The following is a 14,452-nucleotide window of genomic DNA, read 5'->3' as shown; positions in this document are numbered from 1 at the left end:
ACCGGCCGCTCCGCAGTTGGCGGACAGGCCGGCCGATGCGACCTGCCAGAAGTCAGTCACCGGGGGGCGACTCAGGCAAGCCGACAGATCGACCGGACCTTCGTCATCGTGCGGAACAAGCGGCCTCTAGCTTGGAGAAGCACTATGAATCTGCAGATCAGTGGACACCACCTCGAAGTAACGCCTGCGTTGCGCGAATACGTGATCACCAAACTGGATAGGGTGCTAAGACATTTTGATCAGGTCATCGACGGCAGTGTGGTCCTCTCGGTCGACAACCACAAGGAAAAGGAAAAGCGTCAAAAGGTTGAAATTAACCTGCATCTGAAGGGCAAAGATATCTTCGTCGAGAGCTGTGACAGCGATCTTTACGCTGCGATCGATCTGATGATCGACAAGCTCGACCGGCAAGTGATACGCCATAAAGATCGCCTGCAAGGCCATCAGCACGATGCGATCAAGTACCAGCCGGCACCAATCCTGGACGTGCCGCCGCAATAAGGAAGATTAGAAGGCCTGCTTTACTTTCCTTCGTTTTCCTCATTCGCCCGCATTTGCTCGCATTTGCGTGTCCCCAGCCAAACCGCCCGAGACCGGGCGGTTTTTCGTTTCAGGGCACCTTTTTCAGGCCGCCGGGCAGACCGGATCAATCCTGCGAAGAAACCCATGATGCATGGATGGCGCGCCGCACCATCCGTGGCTACCCTGTTCTATAATGTTCCGGTTACCATCGGGGTCAAGTTAGCTCAAACGGAAATCGGTCGGCCGGAGTCCTGCGCTTTCGGACTTCAACGCACGTCGCCGTGAGCATCAAACGAATGGAACATCACTCAAACGCCCCAGCGAGGAGAACCCAGGCCACGTTTTCGCCTGTCAACATGAATCGTTTAGCCAAATTTCTTCCCCTCGAGAACGTCGTCGTCGGACTATCGGTCACCAGCAAGAAGCGCGTGTTCGAGCAAGCGGGCCTGATCTTCGAGAACCAGAACGGCATCGCCCGTAGCACGGTCACTGACAATCTGTTTGCGCGCGAGCGCCTCGGATCGACGGGGCTTGGTGAAGGCGTCGCGATTCCGCATGGCCGGATCAAAGGCTTGAAGCAGCCGCTCGCCGCATTCGTCCGCCTTGCCGAACCCATCCCCTTCGAATCGCCCGACGGTCAGCCGGTCTCGCTGCTGATCTTCCTGCTCGTGCCTGAGCAGGCCACCCAGCAGCACCTCGAAATTCTCTCGGAAATCGCCCAGTTGCTGTCCGATCGCGAAGCCCGCGAGCGCCTGCACACGGAAGAAGACCGCGAATCGTTGCATCGCCTGCTCACTCAGTGGCAACCTTGATGCATCGGCGGTTATCCGCACGTCGCCTATTCACCCGGCTTCCCGCCTGCAGGCGGGTACAGCCAGGCGAGGTGCGCGGTCCGCGTTAACGAGGCCGCATCCTTTCCCAAGCAAGCGGTCCACACGGGAGTCACCGACTCATGGATACGTCCAGCATCAACGCCCAGAGCATTTTCGACGACAACGCCGCCATGCTGAAGTTGAGCTGGCTGACGGGGCATGAAGGCTGGGAGCGCGGCTTTTCTTCGGAATCAGTCGCCAATGCCACGTCGAGCGCCGACCTTGTCGGCCACTTGAACCTGATCCACCCGAACCGGATCCAGGTGCTCGGCGACGCCGAAATCGACTACTACAAGCGCCAAACCGACGAAGACCGCTCGCGCCACATGGCCGAGCTGATCGCGTTGGAACCGCCGTTTCTGGTGGTGGCGGGCGGCGTCGCCGCGCCGCCGGAACTGGTGCTGCGCTGCACGCGCTCGTCCACGCCGCTTTTCACCACCCCAATGTCCGCCGCCGCGGTGATCGACAGCCTGCGCCTCTACATGTCGCGCATTCTGGCGCCGCGCGCCACGTTGCACGGCGTGTTTCTCGACATTCTCGGCATGGGCGTGCTGCTCACCGGCGATTCCGGCCTCGGCAAGAGCGAACTCGGGCTGGAGCTGATCAGCCGCGGCCACGGCCTCGTTGCCGACGACGCAGTGGATTTCGTGCGCCTCGGGCCGGATTTCGTCGAAGGGCGCTGCCCGCCGCTGCTGCAAAACCTGCTTGAAGTGCGCGGTCTGGGCCTGCTCGATATCAAGACGATCTTCGGTGAAACCGCGGTGCGCCGCAAAATGAAGCTGAAACTGATCGTGCAACTGGTGCGCCGTCCGGACGGTGAATTCCAGCGGCTGCCGCTGGAAAGCCAAACCGTCGACGTGCTCGGCCTGCCGATCAGCAAAGTCACGATTCAGGTGGCGGCCGGCCGCAACCTCGCGGTTCTGGTCGAAGCGGCCGTGCGCAACACGATCCTGCAACTGCGCGGCATCGATACGCTGCGCGACTTCATGGATCGCCAGCGCCTGGCCATGCAGGACCCGGACAGCCAGTTTCCCGGCAAATTGATCTGAATCCGCGCGCCCCGGCACCGTGTGACGTCCGCAGCCAACGGCAGGCTGCGACGGCGCGCGCACTGGGACCAGATGCTATGATGAACTGTACGGATTTCACGACTCCATGCGCATAATCCTGATCACCGGTATTTCCGGCTCCGGCAAATCAGTTGCCCTGAACGCGCTTGAAGACGCAGGCTATTACTGCGTCGACAATCTGCCGCCGCGTTTTTTGCCGCAACTGGCCAACTATCTCGCCGACGACGGCCAGGAACGCCTCGCGGTCGCCATCGACGCGCGCTCGAGCGCTTCGCTCGACGAAATGCCCGCGATGATCCGCGACCTGTCGCGCGCCCACGATGTGCGTGTACTCTTCCTGAACGCAAGCACGCAGTCGCTGATTCAACGCTTTTCCGAAACACGCCGCCGCCACCCGCTGTCCGGTTCCACGGCGCATGATGCAGACGTCGGCTTGCTGACGTCGCTCGCCGAAGCGATCGAACGCGAACGCGAACTCGTGGCGGGCCTCGCCGAATTCGGCCATCAGATCGACACCAGTAATCTGCGCGCAAACGTGCTGCGTGCGTGGGTCAAACGCTTCATCGAGCAGGAAGATGCGGGGCTCGTGCTGATGTTCGAGTCCTTCGGTTTCAAACGCGGCGTGCCGCTCGACGCCGATTATGTTTTCGACGTACGCACGCTGCCGAACCCGTACTACGATCATGAATTGCGGCCGCTCACGGGCCTCGACCAGCCGGTGCGGGATTTTCTCGATGCGCTGCCGGTCGTGCATGAAATGATCGACGACATCGAAAAATTTCTCGCTAAATGGTTGCCGCATTTTCGTGACGACAACCGCAGTTATCTGACGGTCGCGATCGGTTGCACGGGCGGCCAGCACCGCTCGGTATTCATTGCTGAGACGCTCGCCGCGCGTCTCGCAACGTCGGCGAATGTCATTGTGCGGCACCGCGATGCGCCGGTTCATGCCGGCGAATCATCGAAGTTAGTGGCTTAACCGGCCGCATCGCGCGGCCTTAACTCGAAGCGTTGCGCCATGTCTTCTTCTACTGTGCTTGCCGATGTGCCGCTGTTTCCGCTGCATACGGTGCTGTTTCCCGATGGACTGCTGCCGCTGAAAATCTTCGAAGCGCGCTACCTCGATATGGCGCGCGAGTGTCTGCGTGAAAAAACGCCGTTCGGTGTGTGTCTGCTGAAAAGCGGCGCGGAAGTGGCGCGCGAAGAAGAGCCTTCGGTGCCCGAAGCAATTGGCTGTCTCGCCGAGATCGAAGAGTGCGATGTCGAAGCCTTCGGCATGCTGCTGATTCGGGCACGTGGCACCCGGCGGTTTCGCCTGCTGTCGCATCGTGTGGAGAGCAGCGGCTTGCTGGTCGGCATGGCGGAGCCGCTTGGCGAAGACATCCCGCTTGAGGGCAATGAGCAACTGGCCAAGTTCGGTGCGTGCGCGGAAGTGCTCGAACGGATCATCGCCACGATCCGCGAACGCGACCCGGACAGCTTGCCGTTCGCGGAACCGTTCAGGCTGGAAGATCCGTCATGGGTGTCGAACCGGCTTGCGGAAGTGTTGCCCATCGCCCTTCGTGCAAGGCAAAAGTTGATGGAACTGCAGGACGCCGGCGCGCGAATCGACGTGGTTCATCACTATATGCAGCAGCATCAGCTGCTTTGATTTGATGTGCTTTCGGCTTTTTCGGCTCGCGGCTGGCTAGATCAGCGAGCCGTGCAAACTATCCAGTAGTTTGCGCACCGGCGCGGGCACACCGAACGAGTCGAGATCACTCAACGCGACCCAGGCGGTGTCTGCGTCGTTAAGCGCAGCCAATGCGCCCACACCGCGATCCAGTTCAGCGAGCCGCGGCTCGATATCCAGCTTGAAATGCGTGAAGACGTGCGTGAGCGGCGCGAGCGGAGAGACCGCTCCATCGCCACCGAAGGCACGTGCACGCTCGGCAAGCGTGGCTTCGTCGGCGGCTTCGGGCAGGCTCCACAAGCCACCCCAGATGCCCGAAGGCGGGCGCTTTTCCAGCATCACGGCATTACCGTCGCGCAGCACCAGCATCCATGTGCGGCGCGTCGGCACGGCTTTCTTTGGCCGTGACGTGGGCAGTTCACGCTGACGTCCGGTCACGTTGGCCACGCAGTCGGCGGCGAACGGGCAGCGCAGGCAGTCCGGCTTGCCGCGCACGCACAACGTTGCGCCGAGGTCCATCAGGCCTTGCGTATAGGCGCTGACATCGTCGTTCGATGCGTTGGACGGCAGCAGCGATTCCGCCAGCGTCCACATCGCGTTCTCGACTTTCTTTTCGCCCGGAAAACCTTCCACGCCAAATACCCGCGCCAGCACGCGCTTCACGTTGCCGTCGAGAATCGTGGCACGCGCGCCAAACGCGAAAGAGGCGATCGCCGCTGCCGTCGAGCGGCCGATGCCAGGCAATTCAGCAAGCGCGTCGGCCGACGCGGGAAACGCACCGCCATGCTGCTCGACGACCACCTGCGCGCAGCGATGCAGATTGCGTGCGCGCGAGTAATAACCGAGGCCGGCCCACAGCGCCATCACATCGTCTGCCGGCGCGGCGGCAAGCGAGGCGACATCCGGACAACGCGCGAGAAACTTGGCGTAGTACGGAATCACCGTCGATACCTGCGTCTGCTGCAGCATGATTTCCGACAGCCAGATGCGATACGGATCGCGCGTGTTCTGCCAGGGCAGGTCATGGCGGCCATGCTTGCGCTGCCACGCAATCAGCCGCGCGGAAAAATCAGACATGACAGGAAAAGCGGGCGTAGCGGACGCGGCGGACGGGCTTATACGAGAAGGCATCGAAAATTTAGCGCTGGCAGGTGGGACAGAAATACGTAGAACGCTGCCCCTGCACGATCTGTTTGATCGGCGTTCCACACACGCGGCATGGCAGCCCCGCGCGATCATAGACGAAATAGTCGAGCTGAAAGTAACCGCTTTCGCCATCGCTGCCGACGAAATCACGCAGCGTGCTGCCACCCTTCTCGATCGCTGCGGCGAGCGTGACGCGCACCGCGTCGGCCAGCAGATCGTAGCGCACGAGCGAGACGCGGCCCGCCGCGGTGGTAGGCCGGATACCGGCGCGAAAGAGACTTTCGGACGCGTAGATATTACCCACGCCGACCACGATCTCCCCTGCCAGCAAGGCCTGCTTCACCGACACCTTGCGCCCGCGCGTGAGCCGGTGCATCAACGCGCCGGAGAACGCCGGCGAAAACGGCTCGACACCGAGGCTCGCGAGCAGCGGATGCTCGAGCACGCCGCCGGCTTCGCGCGGGTGCCACAACACCGCGCCGAAGCGCCGCGGATCGCGATAGCGCAAAATGAATTCGTCGAAAATCCAGTCGATGTGATCGTGTTTCGCCGCAGCGGGTGGACGCGGCACATGGCGCAGCACACGCAGCGTGCCTGTCATGCCGAGATGCACAATGAACCAGCCGGCGTCGATCTCGAATAGCAGATACTTGCCGCGCCGTTCGACCTTGCGCACCACGCTGCCACGCAAGGTTTTCGCAAGGTCCGCCGGAATCGGCCAACGCAGCGCGGGCGTACGCACATCGACGCGTTCAACCTTGCGCCCGGACACATACGGTTCGATTCCCCTTCGGGTAACCTCAACTTCTGGCAACTCTGGCATGTCTAACTGGTCTGCAACTTGCGTGAGTGGTTGTGCGCTTATTGTAGCGAGCGCGTTACAATCGTCCGAAACATTGAACGGATTTCCATGAACTTGTCCTTCGTGAAGCTGTTTTCGAAGCGCCCGGCTAGCGCATCCCGCGTGCCGCACGCCGTGTCCGCTCGCCGCATGCTCGGTGCCGCCGCGCTCGCCGTCTGGGCGCTGGCTGCCGTGCCCGCGCACGCGCAGGACCCGTCGCCAGACTCGGATGACACGTCCGTCACGCTGCCAGACCCGCTCGGCCCGGCAACGGCAGAAGACCAGAAGTCTCTGCCGGGTGTGCCGCTGTCCAGCCAGATCGTATTCCAGGTGCTCGCCGCTGAAGTCGCACTGCAACGCGATCAGCCCGCGCCCGCCTACCAGACCTACCTCGCGCTCGCGCGCGACACGCACGATCCACGCATGGCGCAACGCGCCACGGAAATCGCGCTGGCCGCGCAAAGCCCGTCAGACGCATTGGCCGCCGCGCAATTGTGGCAGCAGTATGCGCCGGATTCGGAACGCGCCGCGCAACTCGATGCATCGCTACTCGTGCTGTCCGGCAAGCCTGACGACGCCGCACCGATCCTCGCCCGCGAACTCGCGAGAGTGCCGGCCGACAATCGCGGCAGCGCGATTCTGGCGCTGCAGTTGCTGCTCTCGCGCGGCCCGAACCGGATCGGCGGCTTGCATGTGCTGCAGGATCTGCTGAAGAACGACCTGAACCGGCCCGAGGCGCAGTTGGCCATCGCGCGCCAGCAGCTCGTTTCCGACGACGCACCGGGCGCGCGCAAGTCGCTCGAGCAGGCGCTCACGCTCAAGCCGGACTATTTGCCGGCCGCGCTGATGCTGTCGCAGATGGGCCCGGAGGAGCGCAAGGAAGGCATCGCGTCGCTCGAAAAGTACGTGCAGCAGAATCCGAAATCGCATGACGCGCGTCTCGCGCTCGCGCAGATGTATCTCGCGAGCGACCGTCTGGACGACGCGCAGAAGCAGTTCGAGATCATGCACAAGAACAACGCGACCGACCTCACGCCGCTGATGGCGCTCGCGCTGATCAAGATCCAGCAGAAGAATTTCACCGAGGCGCAGACCTATCTGACCCAGTACGCGCAGCAAGCCGAGAAAACGCCAGGCGCCGATCCGGGCCAGGCGTATATCTATCTTGCGCAACTGTCGCTGGAACAGAAGAACGAAGCGGCCGCGAGCGACTGGCTGAACAAGGTTTCGCCAGCGAGCCAGCAGTTCGTGCCGGCGCAGATCACGCGGGCGCAATTGCTCGCCAAGCAGGGCAAGACTGAAGACGCGCGCAAGCTGCTGGCCAACCTGCAGGCACCCGATCCGCGCGACCAGGCGTTGATTGCGCGCACCGACGCGGCCATTCTGTTCGACGCGAAGCGCTACCCGGAAGCGGAAACACGCCTGCAGCAGGCCACCGCGAATTTCCCGGACGACCCCGATCTGACCTACGACTACGCGATGGCCGCCGAAAAAACCGGCCATTACGACGTCATGGAAGCGCAACTGCGCAAGCTGATCCAGACGCAGCCGGACAATCCGCAGGCTTATAACGCGCTCGGCTATTCGCTGGCCGATCGCAATCAGCGGCTGCCGGAAGCGGACAAGCTGGTCGAGAGGGCCTCGGCGCTGGCGCCGAACGACGCGTTCATCATGGACAGCGTCGGCTGGGTCAAGTACCGGATGGGCGATACGTCGGATGCCATCAAGCTGCTGCGCAAAGCGTACGACCTCCAGCCGAACGCCGAAATCGGCGCGCATCTCGGCGAAGTGCTGTGGAAAACCGGCGCGCAGGATCAGGCTCGTGCCGCTTTCCGCGACGCACGCAAGCTCGAACCGGACAACGACACCCTGGTCAAAACGCTTCAACGTCTTCAGGTGAACGATCTTTGATGCGTCTTTCCCGCTTGATCTCCTATCCCCGGGCGCCGCGTGGCGCGGCGCTCGGATTCGTAGCGGCAGCGGTTGTCGCGTTGGCTGGTTGTGCATCGGTTAAGCCGCAGGGGCCGTCCACGTCGAATGCGGCAACGTCCGTCACTGCCCAGACCTCGCGTGCCTATCAAGGCCGTTTCGCGGTCCAGTACAACGATCAGAACGGCCAGCAGCGCAATGCCTATGGCAATTTCACCTGGCAGGAAACGGGTGACACGGTCACCCTGCAATTGCGCAATCCGCTTGGGCAGACGCTTGCCATCGTGACTTCGTCGCCTGCTTCGGCCACGCTCGAACTGCCGAATCGCCAACCGCTCACCGCCGACAACGTCTCCACGCTGATGCAGAACGCGCTCGGCTTCGCGCTGCCGGTCGAAGGGCTGCGTTATTGGCTGCAACCGTCGCCTGCGCCGACTTCGCGCGCGAAAACCGAGAAGGATCCGGAGCAACCTTCGCGTCTGAAGCAGATCACGCAGGACGGCTGGACGATCGATTACCTGGCGTATGCGGACGCACCGGCCACCGGCGTGAAGCGCGTGAATCTGAGCCGCTCGGAACCGCCGCTCGACATCAAGCTCGTGCTGGATCAGTAGTTCAGTAGCCGCGCCCGTTCGCGCAACCTTTGCCGCTTCTTCGGCGCCGCTATGGCGCATGTAGCCCTGACTCATGATTGAAACGACCGACTCGCTGCGCGATTGCCTCGCGCCAGCGAAACTGAACCTCTTCCTGCACATCACCGGCCGCCGGCCGGACGGCTATCACACGCTGCAAACCGTCTTCCAGTTGCTCGACTGGGGCGACATCCTGCACTTCACGCGGCGCGACGACGGCCTCATCACGCGCAGCACTGAGATCGCCGACGTGCCGCCGGAACATGATCTCACCGTGCGCGCAGCAACGCTCCTGAAAGCGCATACCGGCTCGCCCGCAGGTGTCGATATCGAAATCGACAAGCGCCTGCCAATGGGCGCGGGTCTGGGCGGCGGCAGCTCCGATGCGGCCACCACGTTACTCGCGCTGAACCGCCTCTGGAAACTCGATTTGCCGCGACTGGAGTTGCAAGCGCTGGCGTTGAAGCTCGGTGCGGACGTGCCATTTTTTGTTTTTGGGAAAAATGCGTTCGCACAGGGTGTCGGAGAGGCTTTAGACGTTGTACAATTGCCGCCGCGCCATTTCCTGGTGGTGACACCGAGGGTTCACGTTCCAACTGCAGCGATTTTTTCCGAAAAAGCGTTGACAAGAGATTCGAAACCCCTCATAATTACGGACTTTCCTGCAGAACTTAGCTGCAACACTGACTGGCCAGAAAGTTTTGGCCGCAATGACATGCAGCAGGTTGTCGTGGGAAAATACGCGGAAGTAGCGCAAGTGCTGCGATGGTTTGAAGACATCGCACCAGCGCGGATGTCTGGATCAGGTGCAAGTGTATTTGCAGCGTTCCGTAGCAAAGCTGAAGCAGAAGCGGCGCAAGCCAAACTGCCTCACGAATGGAACAGCGCAGTAACTGCAAGTCTCGATCAGCATCCACTCTTTACTTTCGCGTCATAAGTTTTGCATCGTCGAACGTTCCCTCGTTCGGTGAAGCTCAAAGTTAGTGTAGGGGAGTCGCCAAGTTGGTTAAGGCACCGGATTTTGATTCCGGCATTCGAAGGTTCGACTCCTTCCTCCCCTGCCAAAAATTCTCGCATTTCCCTCGCCCCCAGCCTGAAGTAGGTGCACGATGAGCAGCCATGACGGCCTGATGGTTTTTACTGGCAACGCAAATCCCGCGCTTGCACAGGAAGTCGTCAAAATCCTCGGTATTCCCCTCGGCAAAGCAATGGTCAGCCGTTTCTCGGACGGCGAAATCCAGGTCGAGATTCAGGAAAACGTGCGTGGCAAGGATGTCTTCGTCCTGCAATCCACGTGCGCGCCGGCGAATGACAATCTGATGGAACTGATGATCATGGTCGATGCGCTCAAGCGCGCATCCGCAGGCCGGATCACCGCAGCCATCCCCTACTTCGGTTATGCCCGTCAAGATCGACGCCCGCGTTCGGCGCGCGTCGCCATCTCGGCGAAGATCGTGGCGAATATGCTGGAAATCGCCGGCGTCGAGCGGATCATTACGATGGATCTGCACGCCGACCAGATTCAAGGCTTCTTCGACATCCCGGTCGACAATATCTACGCTACGCCCGTGCTGCTCGGCGATCTGCGCAAGCAGAACTACGAGAACCTGCTGGTCGTTTCGCCGGACGTCGGCGGCGTGGTGCGTGCCCGTGCATTGGCCAAGCAACTGAATTGCGATCTCGCGATCATCGACAAACGCCGCCCGAAGGCGAACGTTGCCGAAGTGATGAACATCATCGGTGAAGTCGAAGGCCGCACCTGCGTGATCATGGACGACATGGTCGACACCGCAGGCACGCTCTGCAAGGCAGCTCAGGTTTTGAAGGAACGCGGTGCGAAGCAGGTGTTCGCTTACGCTACCCACCCGGTTCTGTCGGGCGGTGCAGGCGAGCGAATTGCAGCTTCGGCACTCGACGAACTCGTTGTTACCGATACGATCCCGCTCGGCGAAGAAGCCCGCTCGTGCGCCAAGATCCGTTCGCTGACCAGCGCCGGCCTGCTCGCCGAAACGTTCTCGCGGATTCGCCGCGGCGATTCGGTGATGTCGCTGTTCGCTGAAAGTTAAGTATTTGCGAAGGCGCGGCGCGCATAGCAGTACCGCACGCTGCACTTTTGCACAATTGGCATGAACGAACGAAGGTTCGTGCCATCGCTCTGGGGCCTCAGCCGTAATGGCTTGGAGGCCCCGTTTTTACTGCCTGGTCGCGGGCAGTGCATTGGAGATTCAACATGAAAGTAGTCGCTTTCGAGCGTTCCTTGCAAGGTACGGGTGCGAGCCGCCGCCTGCGTATCTCGGGTAAGACCCCGGGCATCGTATATGGCGCTGGTGCTGAAACGCAATTGGTCGAACTGGACCACAACGCACTCTGGCACGCGCTGAAGAAAGAAGTTTTCCACTCGTCGATCCTCGAACTGGAAGTGGCAGGCAAGTCGCAACAGGTTCTGCTGCGCGACGTGCAATACCACCCGTTCCGTCAGCTCGTGCTGCACGTGGACTTCCAACGTGTCGACGCGAAGAAGAAGCTGCACACCAAGGTGCCGCTGCACTTCATGAACCAGGAAACCAACCCGGCAGTGAAGCTGTCGAGCGCGGTGATCTCGCACGTCCTCAACGAAATCGAAATCGAGTGCCTGCCGTCGGCACTGCCGGAATTCCTCGAAGTTGACCTGGCGACGATCGAAGCTGGTCACTCGCTGCACGCCAAGGACATCGTCCTGCCGGCAGGTGTGGCACTGGTTGCTCACGTTGACGCAGAAAACCCGGTCGTCGCATCGGCAACGATCCCGGCTGGCGCAATCGCCGAAGGCGACGCCGCTGCTGCTGAAGGCGAAGGCGAAACGCCGGCTGCCTAAGTGCCTTTTTGGCGCTGAGCAAGCAATCCTCTCGATCCGTTTCAATGAAACGGTCGATGTGACCCGCCGAGGTTCGCCCCGGCGGGTTTTTTTTCGGTTTTTTTCGGCTCGGTCGCGTTCGGCGCCGAGGCCAGATGGACCTATGCAATCATGATCAAGCTGATCGTCGGGCTCGGCAATCCGGGCGCTGAATACACCGCGACGCGCCACAATGCCGGCTTCTGGCTGGTCGATCAACTGGCGCGCGAAGCAGGCACAACACTACGCGACGAGCGGCGCTTTCACGGTTTCTATGCGAAGGCCCGGCTTCACGGCGAAGAAGTGCATCTGCTGCAACCGCAAACGTATATGAACCGCTCGGGGCAGTCGGTCGTGGCGGTTGCGCAGTTCTTCAAGATTCTTCCGGACGAAATTCTGGTCGCGCACGACGAGCTCGATATGCCGCCGGGCAGCGTCAAGCTGAAGCTCGGTGGCGGCAGCGGCGGTCATAACGGGCTGAAGGACATCACCGCGCATCTGTCATCGCAACAATATTGGCGGCTGCGGATCGGTATCGGCCATCCGCGTGACCTGATTCCCGAAAGCGCGCGAGCCGGCGCCAAACCGGACGTCGCCAATTACGTGCTGAAACCGCCGCGGCGGGAAGAGCAGGATGTGATCGATGCGTCGATCGAACGTGCGTTGGCCGTGATGCCGCAGATCATCAAAGGCGAGCTCGAACGGGCGATGATGCAGTTGCACCGCAATCCCTGAGCGGACCCTGCCCGCATCCGCTTCGCCCGTATCGCCATCGACAGGAGAAATCGCTTGAGCCGCTACTGGAGTGACATCGTCCACCGTCTGACGCCGTATGTGCCGGGCGACCAGCCCGTGGTTGCGCATCCGGTGAAGCTGAACACCAACGAGAATCCCTATCCGCCGTCGCCGCGCGTGCTTGAAGCGATCCAGCAGGAACTGGGCGACGCGGGCGAGTCGCTGCGGCGCTATCCCGACCCGACCGCGCGCCAGTTGCGCGAAACGGTGGCCGCATACCACGGCATTCGCCCGGAACAGGTGTTCGCAGGCAACGGCTCGGATGAAGTGCTCGCGCTCACCTTTCAGGCCTTGCTGAAGCACGACAAACCGCTGCTGTTTCCGGATATCACATACAGCTTCTACCCGACCTACGCGCGGCTCTTTGAAGTCGACTATCGGACCATTGCACTCGACGACAGCTTCGCCATTAATGTCGACGACTACACGACGCCTAACGGCGGCATCCTGTTCCCGAACCCGAACGCGCCGACCGGACGACCGCTGCCGCTCGCCGATATCGAGCGTCTGGTGGCGAGAAATACCGAATCGGTCGTGGTGATCGACGAGGCCTATGTCGATTTCGGCGCTGAATCGGCCATCACGCTGATCGACCGCTATTCCAACCTGCTGGTGATACAGACGGTATCGAAGTCGCGTTCGCTCGCTGGCATGCGAGTCGGCTTCGCGTTCGGCAATCCGGAACTGATCGACGCACTGAACCGCGTGAAGGATAGCTTCAACTCGTATCCGCTCGACCGCCTGGCGCAAGTCGCGGCCATCGCTGCATACGAGGACGATGCATGGTTCCGAGACACCTGCGCCAAAGTGATTGCGAGCCGTGAGCGGTTGGCGGCAGGCTTGACGGCACTGGGCTTCGAGGTGGTGCCGTCGGCGGCGAATCTGCTGTTCGCGCGTCACGAAGGCTACGACGCAGCGACGCTCGTGGCACGGCTAAGGGAAAAGGAAATTTTCGTGCGCCATTTCAAGGCGGCACGAATCGACCAACATCTGCGAATCTCGGTCGGCACTGACGCCGAATGCGACATTCTGCTGGACGCACTGCGCGACATTTTCAGCGCTTACGTCGGGTGACGGTGGGATAGCGAGCGACAGACACAAAACGTTGCCACAAAAGAAAACGGCGAGGCAGCCGCCTCGCCGTTCTCCATCATCCAATGGTCACGCGCCCTTGGCTGCCTGCAGCGCATGGTACTTCGCCATCAAACCTTCCGCCGACTCCAGATGCTCGGGGTCGCGCGGAATGCACTCGACCGGACACACCTGAATACACTGGGGTTCGTCGAAATGGCCGACACACTCGGTGCATTTCTTCGGGTCGATCACGTAGATTTCCGGGCCCATCGAAATTGCGTCGTTCGGGCACTCAGGCTCGCACACGTCGCAATTGATGCACTCGTCGGTAATCATCAAGGCCATACTTCTCTCACTTCGCGCCGGCCGAAGCCAGCTTTGATCCGTCAATGCGACAGTTTACGCCGGTTACGGTTGTCCCGCCGAGAGACCCTCATTCGGATCCAGCGCGGCAACCTTTTCCTTCAGCCATTTTTCGACCGACGGGAACACGAACTTGCTGACGTCGCCGCCCAGTTGCGCGATTTCACGCACGATGGTGCCGGAGATGAACTGGTATTGATCGGACGGCGTCATGAACATGGTTTCGACGTCCGGCAACAAATAGCGGTTCATGCCGGCCATCTGGAACTCATATTCGAAGTCCGAGACGGCGCGCAGGCCACGTACGATCACCCGGGCGTTATTGCTGCGGACAAAGTCCTTCAATAGCCCTTTGAAGCTCATCACCTGAACGTTCGGGTAGTGCCCGAGCACTTCGTGAGCGATGTCGAGACGCTCTTTCAGCGTGAAGAACGGCTTCTTGTTGCGGCTGTCGGCAACGCCCACCACCAGCGTGTCAAAAATGCTCGACGCGCGCCGAACGAGGTCTTCGTGACCGCGCGTCAGCGGGTCAAATGTGCCCGGGTACACGGCGACTACCATGAGACTTCTCCTCTCTTCAGACAAATGGGCACGTCAAAGCGTCCGCGTGACGCATTTGGCACCGACCGCACGCGTGACGGTAACCGTCCGCGGCTTGTTTTGG

General features: G+C 61.3%; 16 protein-coding genes and 1 tRNA gene. 13 read left to right on the top strand and 4 right to left on the bottom strand.

Annotation, left to right across the window (positions count from 1 at the left end; genetic code table 11):
- The first annotated feature begins 144 nt into the window (after nucleotides 1–144).
- The 5 genes from hpf to KHO30_RS27250 all read left to right on the top strand — a co-directional run bounded on the left by hpf (nucleotide 145) and on the right by KHO30_RS27250 (nucleotide 4,115).
- A complete protein-coding gene (hpf, locus tag KHO30_RS27270; protein ID WP_054035819.1) occupies nucleotides 145–501 on the top strand; it encodes a ribosome hibernation-promoting factor, HPF/YfiA family in 357 nt (118 codons plus the stop codon).
- A gap of 317 nt (nucleotides 502–818) precedes the next feature.
- Nucleotides 819–1,334: a PTS sugar transporter subunit IIA gene (locus KHO30_RS27265; protein ID WP_074285509.1), complete on the top strand. Its 516-nt coding sequence runs from the start codon at nucleotides 819–821 to the stop codon at nucleotides 1,332–1,334.
- A 140-nt stretch (nucleotides 1,335–1,474) separates the two neighbouring features.
- A complete protein-coding gene (gene hprK / locus KHO30_RS27260; protein WP_012431656.1) occupies nucleotides 1,475–2,443 on the top strand; it encodes an HPr(Ser) kinase/phosphatase in 969 nt (322 codons plus the stop codon).
- A gap of 106 nt (nucleotides 2,444–2,549) precedes the next feature.
- Nucleotides 2,550–3,443, top strand: a complete 894-nt coding sequence (gene rapZ, locus KHO30_RS27255; protein WP_093643686.1) for an RNase adapter RapZ — start codon at nucleotides 2,550–2,552, stop codon at nucleotides 3,441–3,443.
- A 39-nt stretch (nucleotides 3,444–3,482) separates the two neighbouring features.
- On the top strand, nucleotides 3,483–4,115 hold the full coding sequence (locus tag KHO30_RS27250) for an LON peptidase substrate-binding domain-containing protein (protein WP_054035816.1): 633 nt from the start codon (nucleotides 3,483–3,485) through the stop codon (nucleotides 4,113–4,115).
- A gap of 36 nt (nucleotides 4,116–4,151) precedes the next feature.
- Here the strand turns inward: KHO30_RS27250 and mutY are convergent, their stop codons facing one another.
- Both mutY and mutM read right to left on the bottom strand, forming a co-directional pair.
- Nucleotides 4,152–5,267, bottom strand: coding sequence for an A/G-specific adenine glycosylase (gene mutY / locus KHO30_RS27245; protein ID WP_211702891.1), 1,116 nt, complete (start codon nucleotides 5,265–5,267; stop codon nucleotides 4,152–4,154).
- 7 nt (nucleotides 5,268–5,274) lie between these two features.
- Nucleotides 5,275–6,105 (bottom strand): bifunctional DNA-formamidopyrimidine glycosylase/DNA-(apurinic or apyrimidinic site) lyase, encoded by an 831-nt coding sequence (gene mutM, locus KHO30_RS27240; protein WP_054035812.1) that lies wholly within the window; start codon nucleotides 6,103–6,105, stop codon nucleotides 5,275–5,277.
- Nucleotides 6,106–6,192: 87 nt separating this feature from the next.
- On the opposite strand from mutM, the gene KHO30_RS27235 reads away from it, so the two are divergent.
- The 8 genes from KHO30_RS27235 (at nucleotide 6,193) to hisC (ending at nucleotide 13,425) form a co-directional block, all read left to right on the top strand.
- Nucleotides 6,193–8,034 carry a tetratricopeptide repeat protein gene (locus KHO30_RS27235; RefSeq protein ID WP_093643690.1) on the top strand — a complete coding sequence of 614 codons (1,842 nt, stop codon included), beginning with the start codon at nucleotides 6,193–6,195 and terminating at the stop codon, nucleotides 8,032–8,034.
- Entirely contained in the window at nucleotides 8,034–8,666 is a 633-nt protein-coding gene (lolB, locus tag KHO30_RS27230) for a lipoprotein insertase outer membrane protein LolB (RefSeq protein WP_093643692.1), read from the top strand. Before KHO30_RS27235 ends, lolB begins: the two co-directional genes overlap by 1 nt.
- Before the next feature lie 73 nt (nucleotides 8,667–8,739).
- Nucleotides 8,740–9,621, top strand: a complete 882-nt coding sequence (ispE, locus tag KHO30_RS27225; RefSeq protein ID WP_093643694.1) for a 4-(cytidine 5'-diphospho)-2-C-methyl-D-erythritol kinase — start codon at nucleotides 8,740–8,742, stop codon at nucleotides 9,619–9,621.
- A 50-nt stretch (nucleotides 9,622–9,671) separates the two neighbouring features.
- Nucleotides 9,672–9,748: transfer RNA gene (locus KHO30_RS27220), tRNA-Gln, on the top strand.
- A gap of 45 nt (nucleotides 9,749–9,793) precedes the next feature.
- A complete protein-coding gene (locus KHO30_RS27215) occupies nucleotides 9,794–10,750 on the top strand; it encodes a ribose-phosphate pyrophosphokinase (protein ID WP_006048037.1) in 957 nt (318 codons plus the stop codon).
- Nucleotides 10,751–10,914: 164 nt separating this feature from the next.
- Nucleotides 10,915–11,538 (top strand): 50S ribosomal protein L25/general stress protein Ctc, encoded by a 624-nt coding sequence (locus KHO30_RS27210; protein ID WP_093643696.1) that lies wholly within the window; start codon nucleotides 10,915–10,917, stop codon nucleotides 11,536–11,538.
- A 150-nt stretch (nucleotides 11,539–11,688) separates the two neighbouring features.
- A complete protein-coding gene (gene pth / locus KHO30_RS27205; RefSeq protein ID WP_211702890.1) occupies nucleotides 11,689–12,291 on the top strand; it encodes an aminoacyl-tRNA hydrolase in 603 nt (200 codons plus the stop codon).
- Nucleotides 12,292–12,345: 54 nt separating this feature from the next.
- A complete protein-coding gene (hisC, locus tag KHO30_RS27200) occupies nucleotides 12,346–13,425 on the top strand; it encodes a histidinol-phosphate transaminase (protein WP_211702889.1) in 1,080 nt (359 codons plus the stop codon).
- An 87-nt stretch (nucleotides 13,426–13,512) separates the two neighbouring features.
- Here hisC and KHO30_RS27195 read toward each other — a convergent pair whose 3' ends face one another.
- Entirely contained in the window at nucleotides 13,513–13,770 is a 258-nt protein-coding gene (locus tag KHO30_RS27195) for a YfhL family 4Fe-4S dicluster ferredoxin (protein ID WP_093643699.1), read from the bottom strand.
- Between the two features lie 63 nt (nucleotides 13,771–13,833).
- Entirely contained in the window at nucleotides 13,834–14,349 is a 516-nt protein-coding gene (coaD, locus tag KHO30_RS27190) for a pantetheine-phosphate adenylyltransferase (RefSeq protein WP_054035797.1), read from the bottom strand.
- Between the last annotated feature and the right edge of the window lie 103 nt (nucleotides 14,350–14,452).

Origin of the sequence: Paraburkholderia aspalathi (assembly GCF_905220735.1) — a bacterium.
GTDB classification, from domain to species: Bacteria; Pseudomonadota; Gammaproteobacteria; order Burkholderiales; family Burkholderiaceae; genus Paraburkholderia; species Paraburkholderia aspalathi.
This window is presented reverse-complemented; position numbering and strand designations above follow the sequence as displayed.

Excerpts from the sequence above, each read along its gene's own strand:
- mutY (WP_211702891.1), bottom strand. The coding sequence starts at position 5,267 with ATGCCTTCTCGTATAAGCCCGTCCGCCGCGTCCGCTACGCCCGCTTTT.
- lolB (WP_093643692.1), top strand. The coding sequence starts at position 8,034 with ATGCGTCTTTCCCGCTTGATCTCCTATCCCCGGGCGCCGCGTGGCGCG.
- KHO30_RS27250 (WP_054035816.1), top strand. The coding sequence starts at position 3,483 with ATGTCTTCTTCTACTGTGCTTGCCGATGTGCCGCTGTTTCCGCTGCAT.
- ispE (WP_093643694.1), top strand. The coding sequence starts at position 8,740 with ATGATTGAAACGACCGACTCGCTGCGCGATTGCCTCGCGCCAGCGAAA.
- KHO30_RS27195 (WP_093643699.1), bottom strand. The coding sequence starts at position 13,770 with ATGGCCTTGATGATTACCGACGAGTGCATCAATTGCGACGTGTGCGAG.
- coaD (WP_054035797.1), bottom strand. The coding sequence starts at position 14,349 with ATGGTAGTCGCCGTGTACCCGGGCACATTTGACCCGCTGACGCGCGGT.
- KHO30_RS27265 (WP_074285509.1), top strand. The coding sequence starts at position 819 with ATGGAACATCACTCAAACGCCCCAGCGAGGAGAACCCAGGCCACGTTT.
- KHO30_RS27235 (WP_093643690.1), top strand. The coding sequence starts at position 6,193 with ATGAACTTGTCCTTCGTGAAGCTGTTTTCGAAGCGCCCGGCTAGCGCA.
- rapZ (WP_093643686.1), top strand. The coding sequence starts at position 2,550 with ATGCGCATAATCCTGATCACCGGTATTTCCGGCTCCGGCAAATCAGTT.
- mutM (WP_054035812.1), bottom strand. The coding sequence starts at position 6,105 with ATGCCAGAGTTGCCAGAAGTTGAGGTTACCCGAAGGGGAATCGAACCG.
- hpf (WP_054035819.1), top strand. The coding sequence starts at position 145 with ATGAATCTGCAGATCAGTGGACACCACCTCGAAGTAACGCCTGCGTTG.
- KHO30_RS27210 (WP_093643696.1), top strand. The coding sequence starts at position 10,915 with ATGAAAGTAGTCGCTTTCGAGCGTTCCTTGCAAGGTACGGGTGCGAGC.
- KHO30_RS27215 (WP_006048037.1), top strand. The coding sequence starts at position 9,794 with ATGAGCAGCCATGACGGCCTGATGGTTTTTACTGGCAACGCAAATCCC.
- pth (WP_211702890.1), top strand. The coding sequence starts at position 11,689 with ATGATCAAGCTGATCGTCGGGCTCGGCAATCCGGGCGCTGAATACACC.
- hprK (WP_012431656.1), top strand. The coding sequence starts at position 1,475 with ATGGATACGTCCAGCATCAACGCCCAGAGCATTTTCGACGACAACGCC.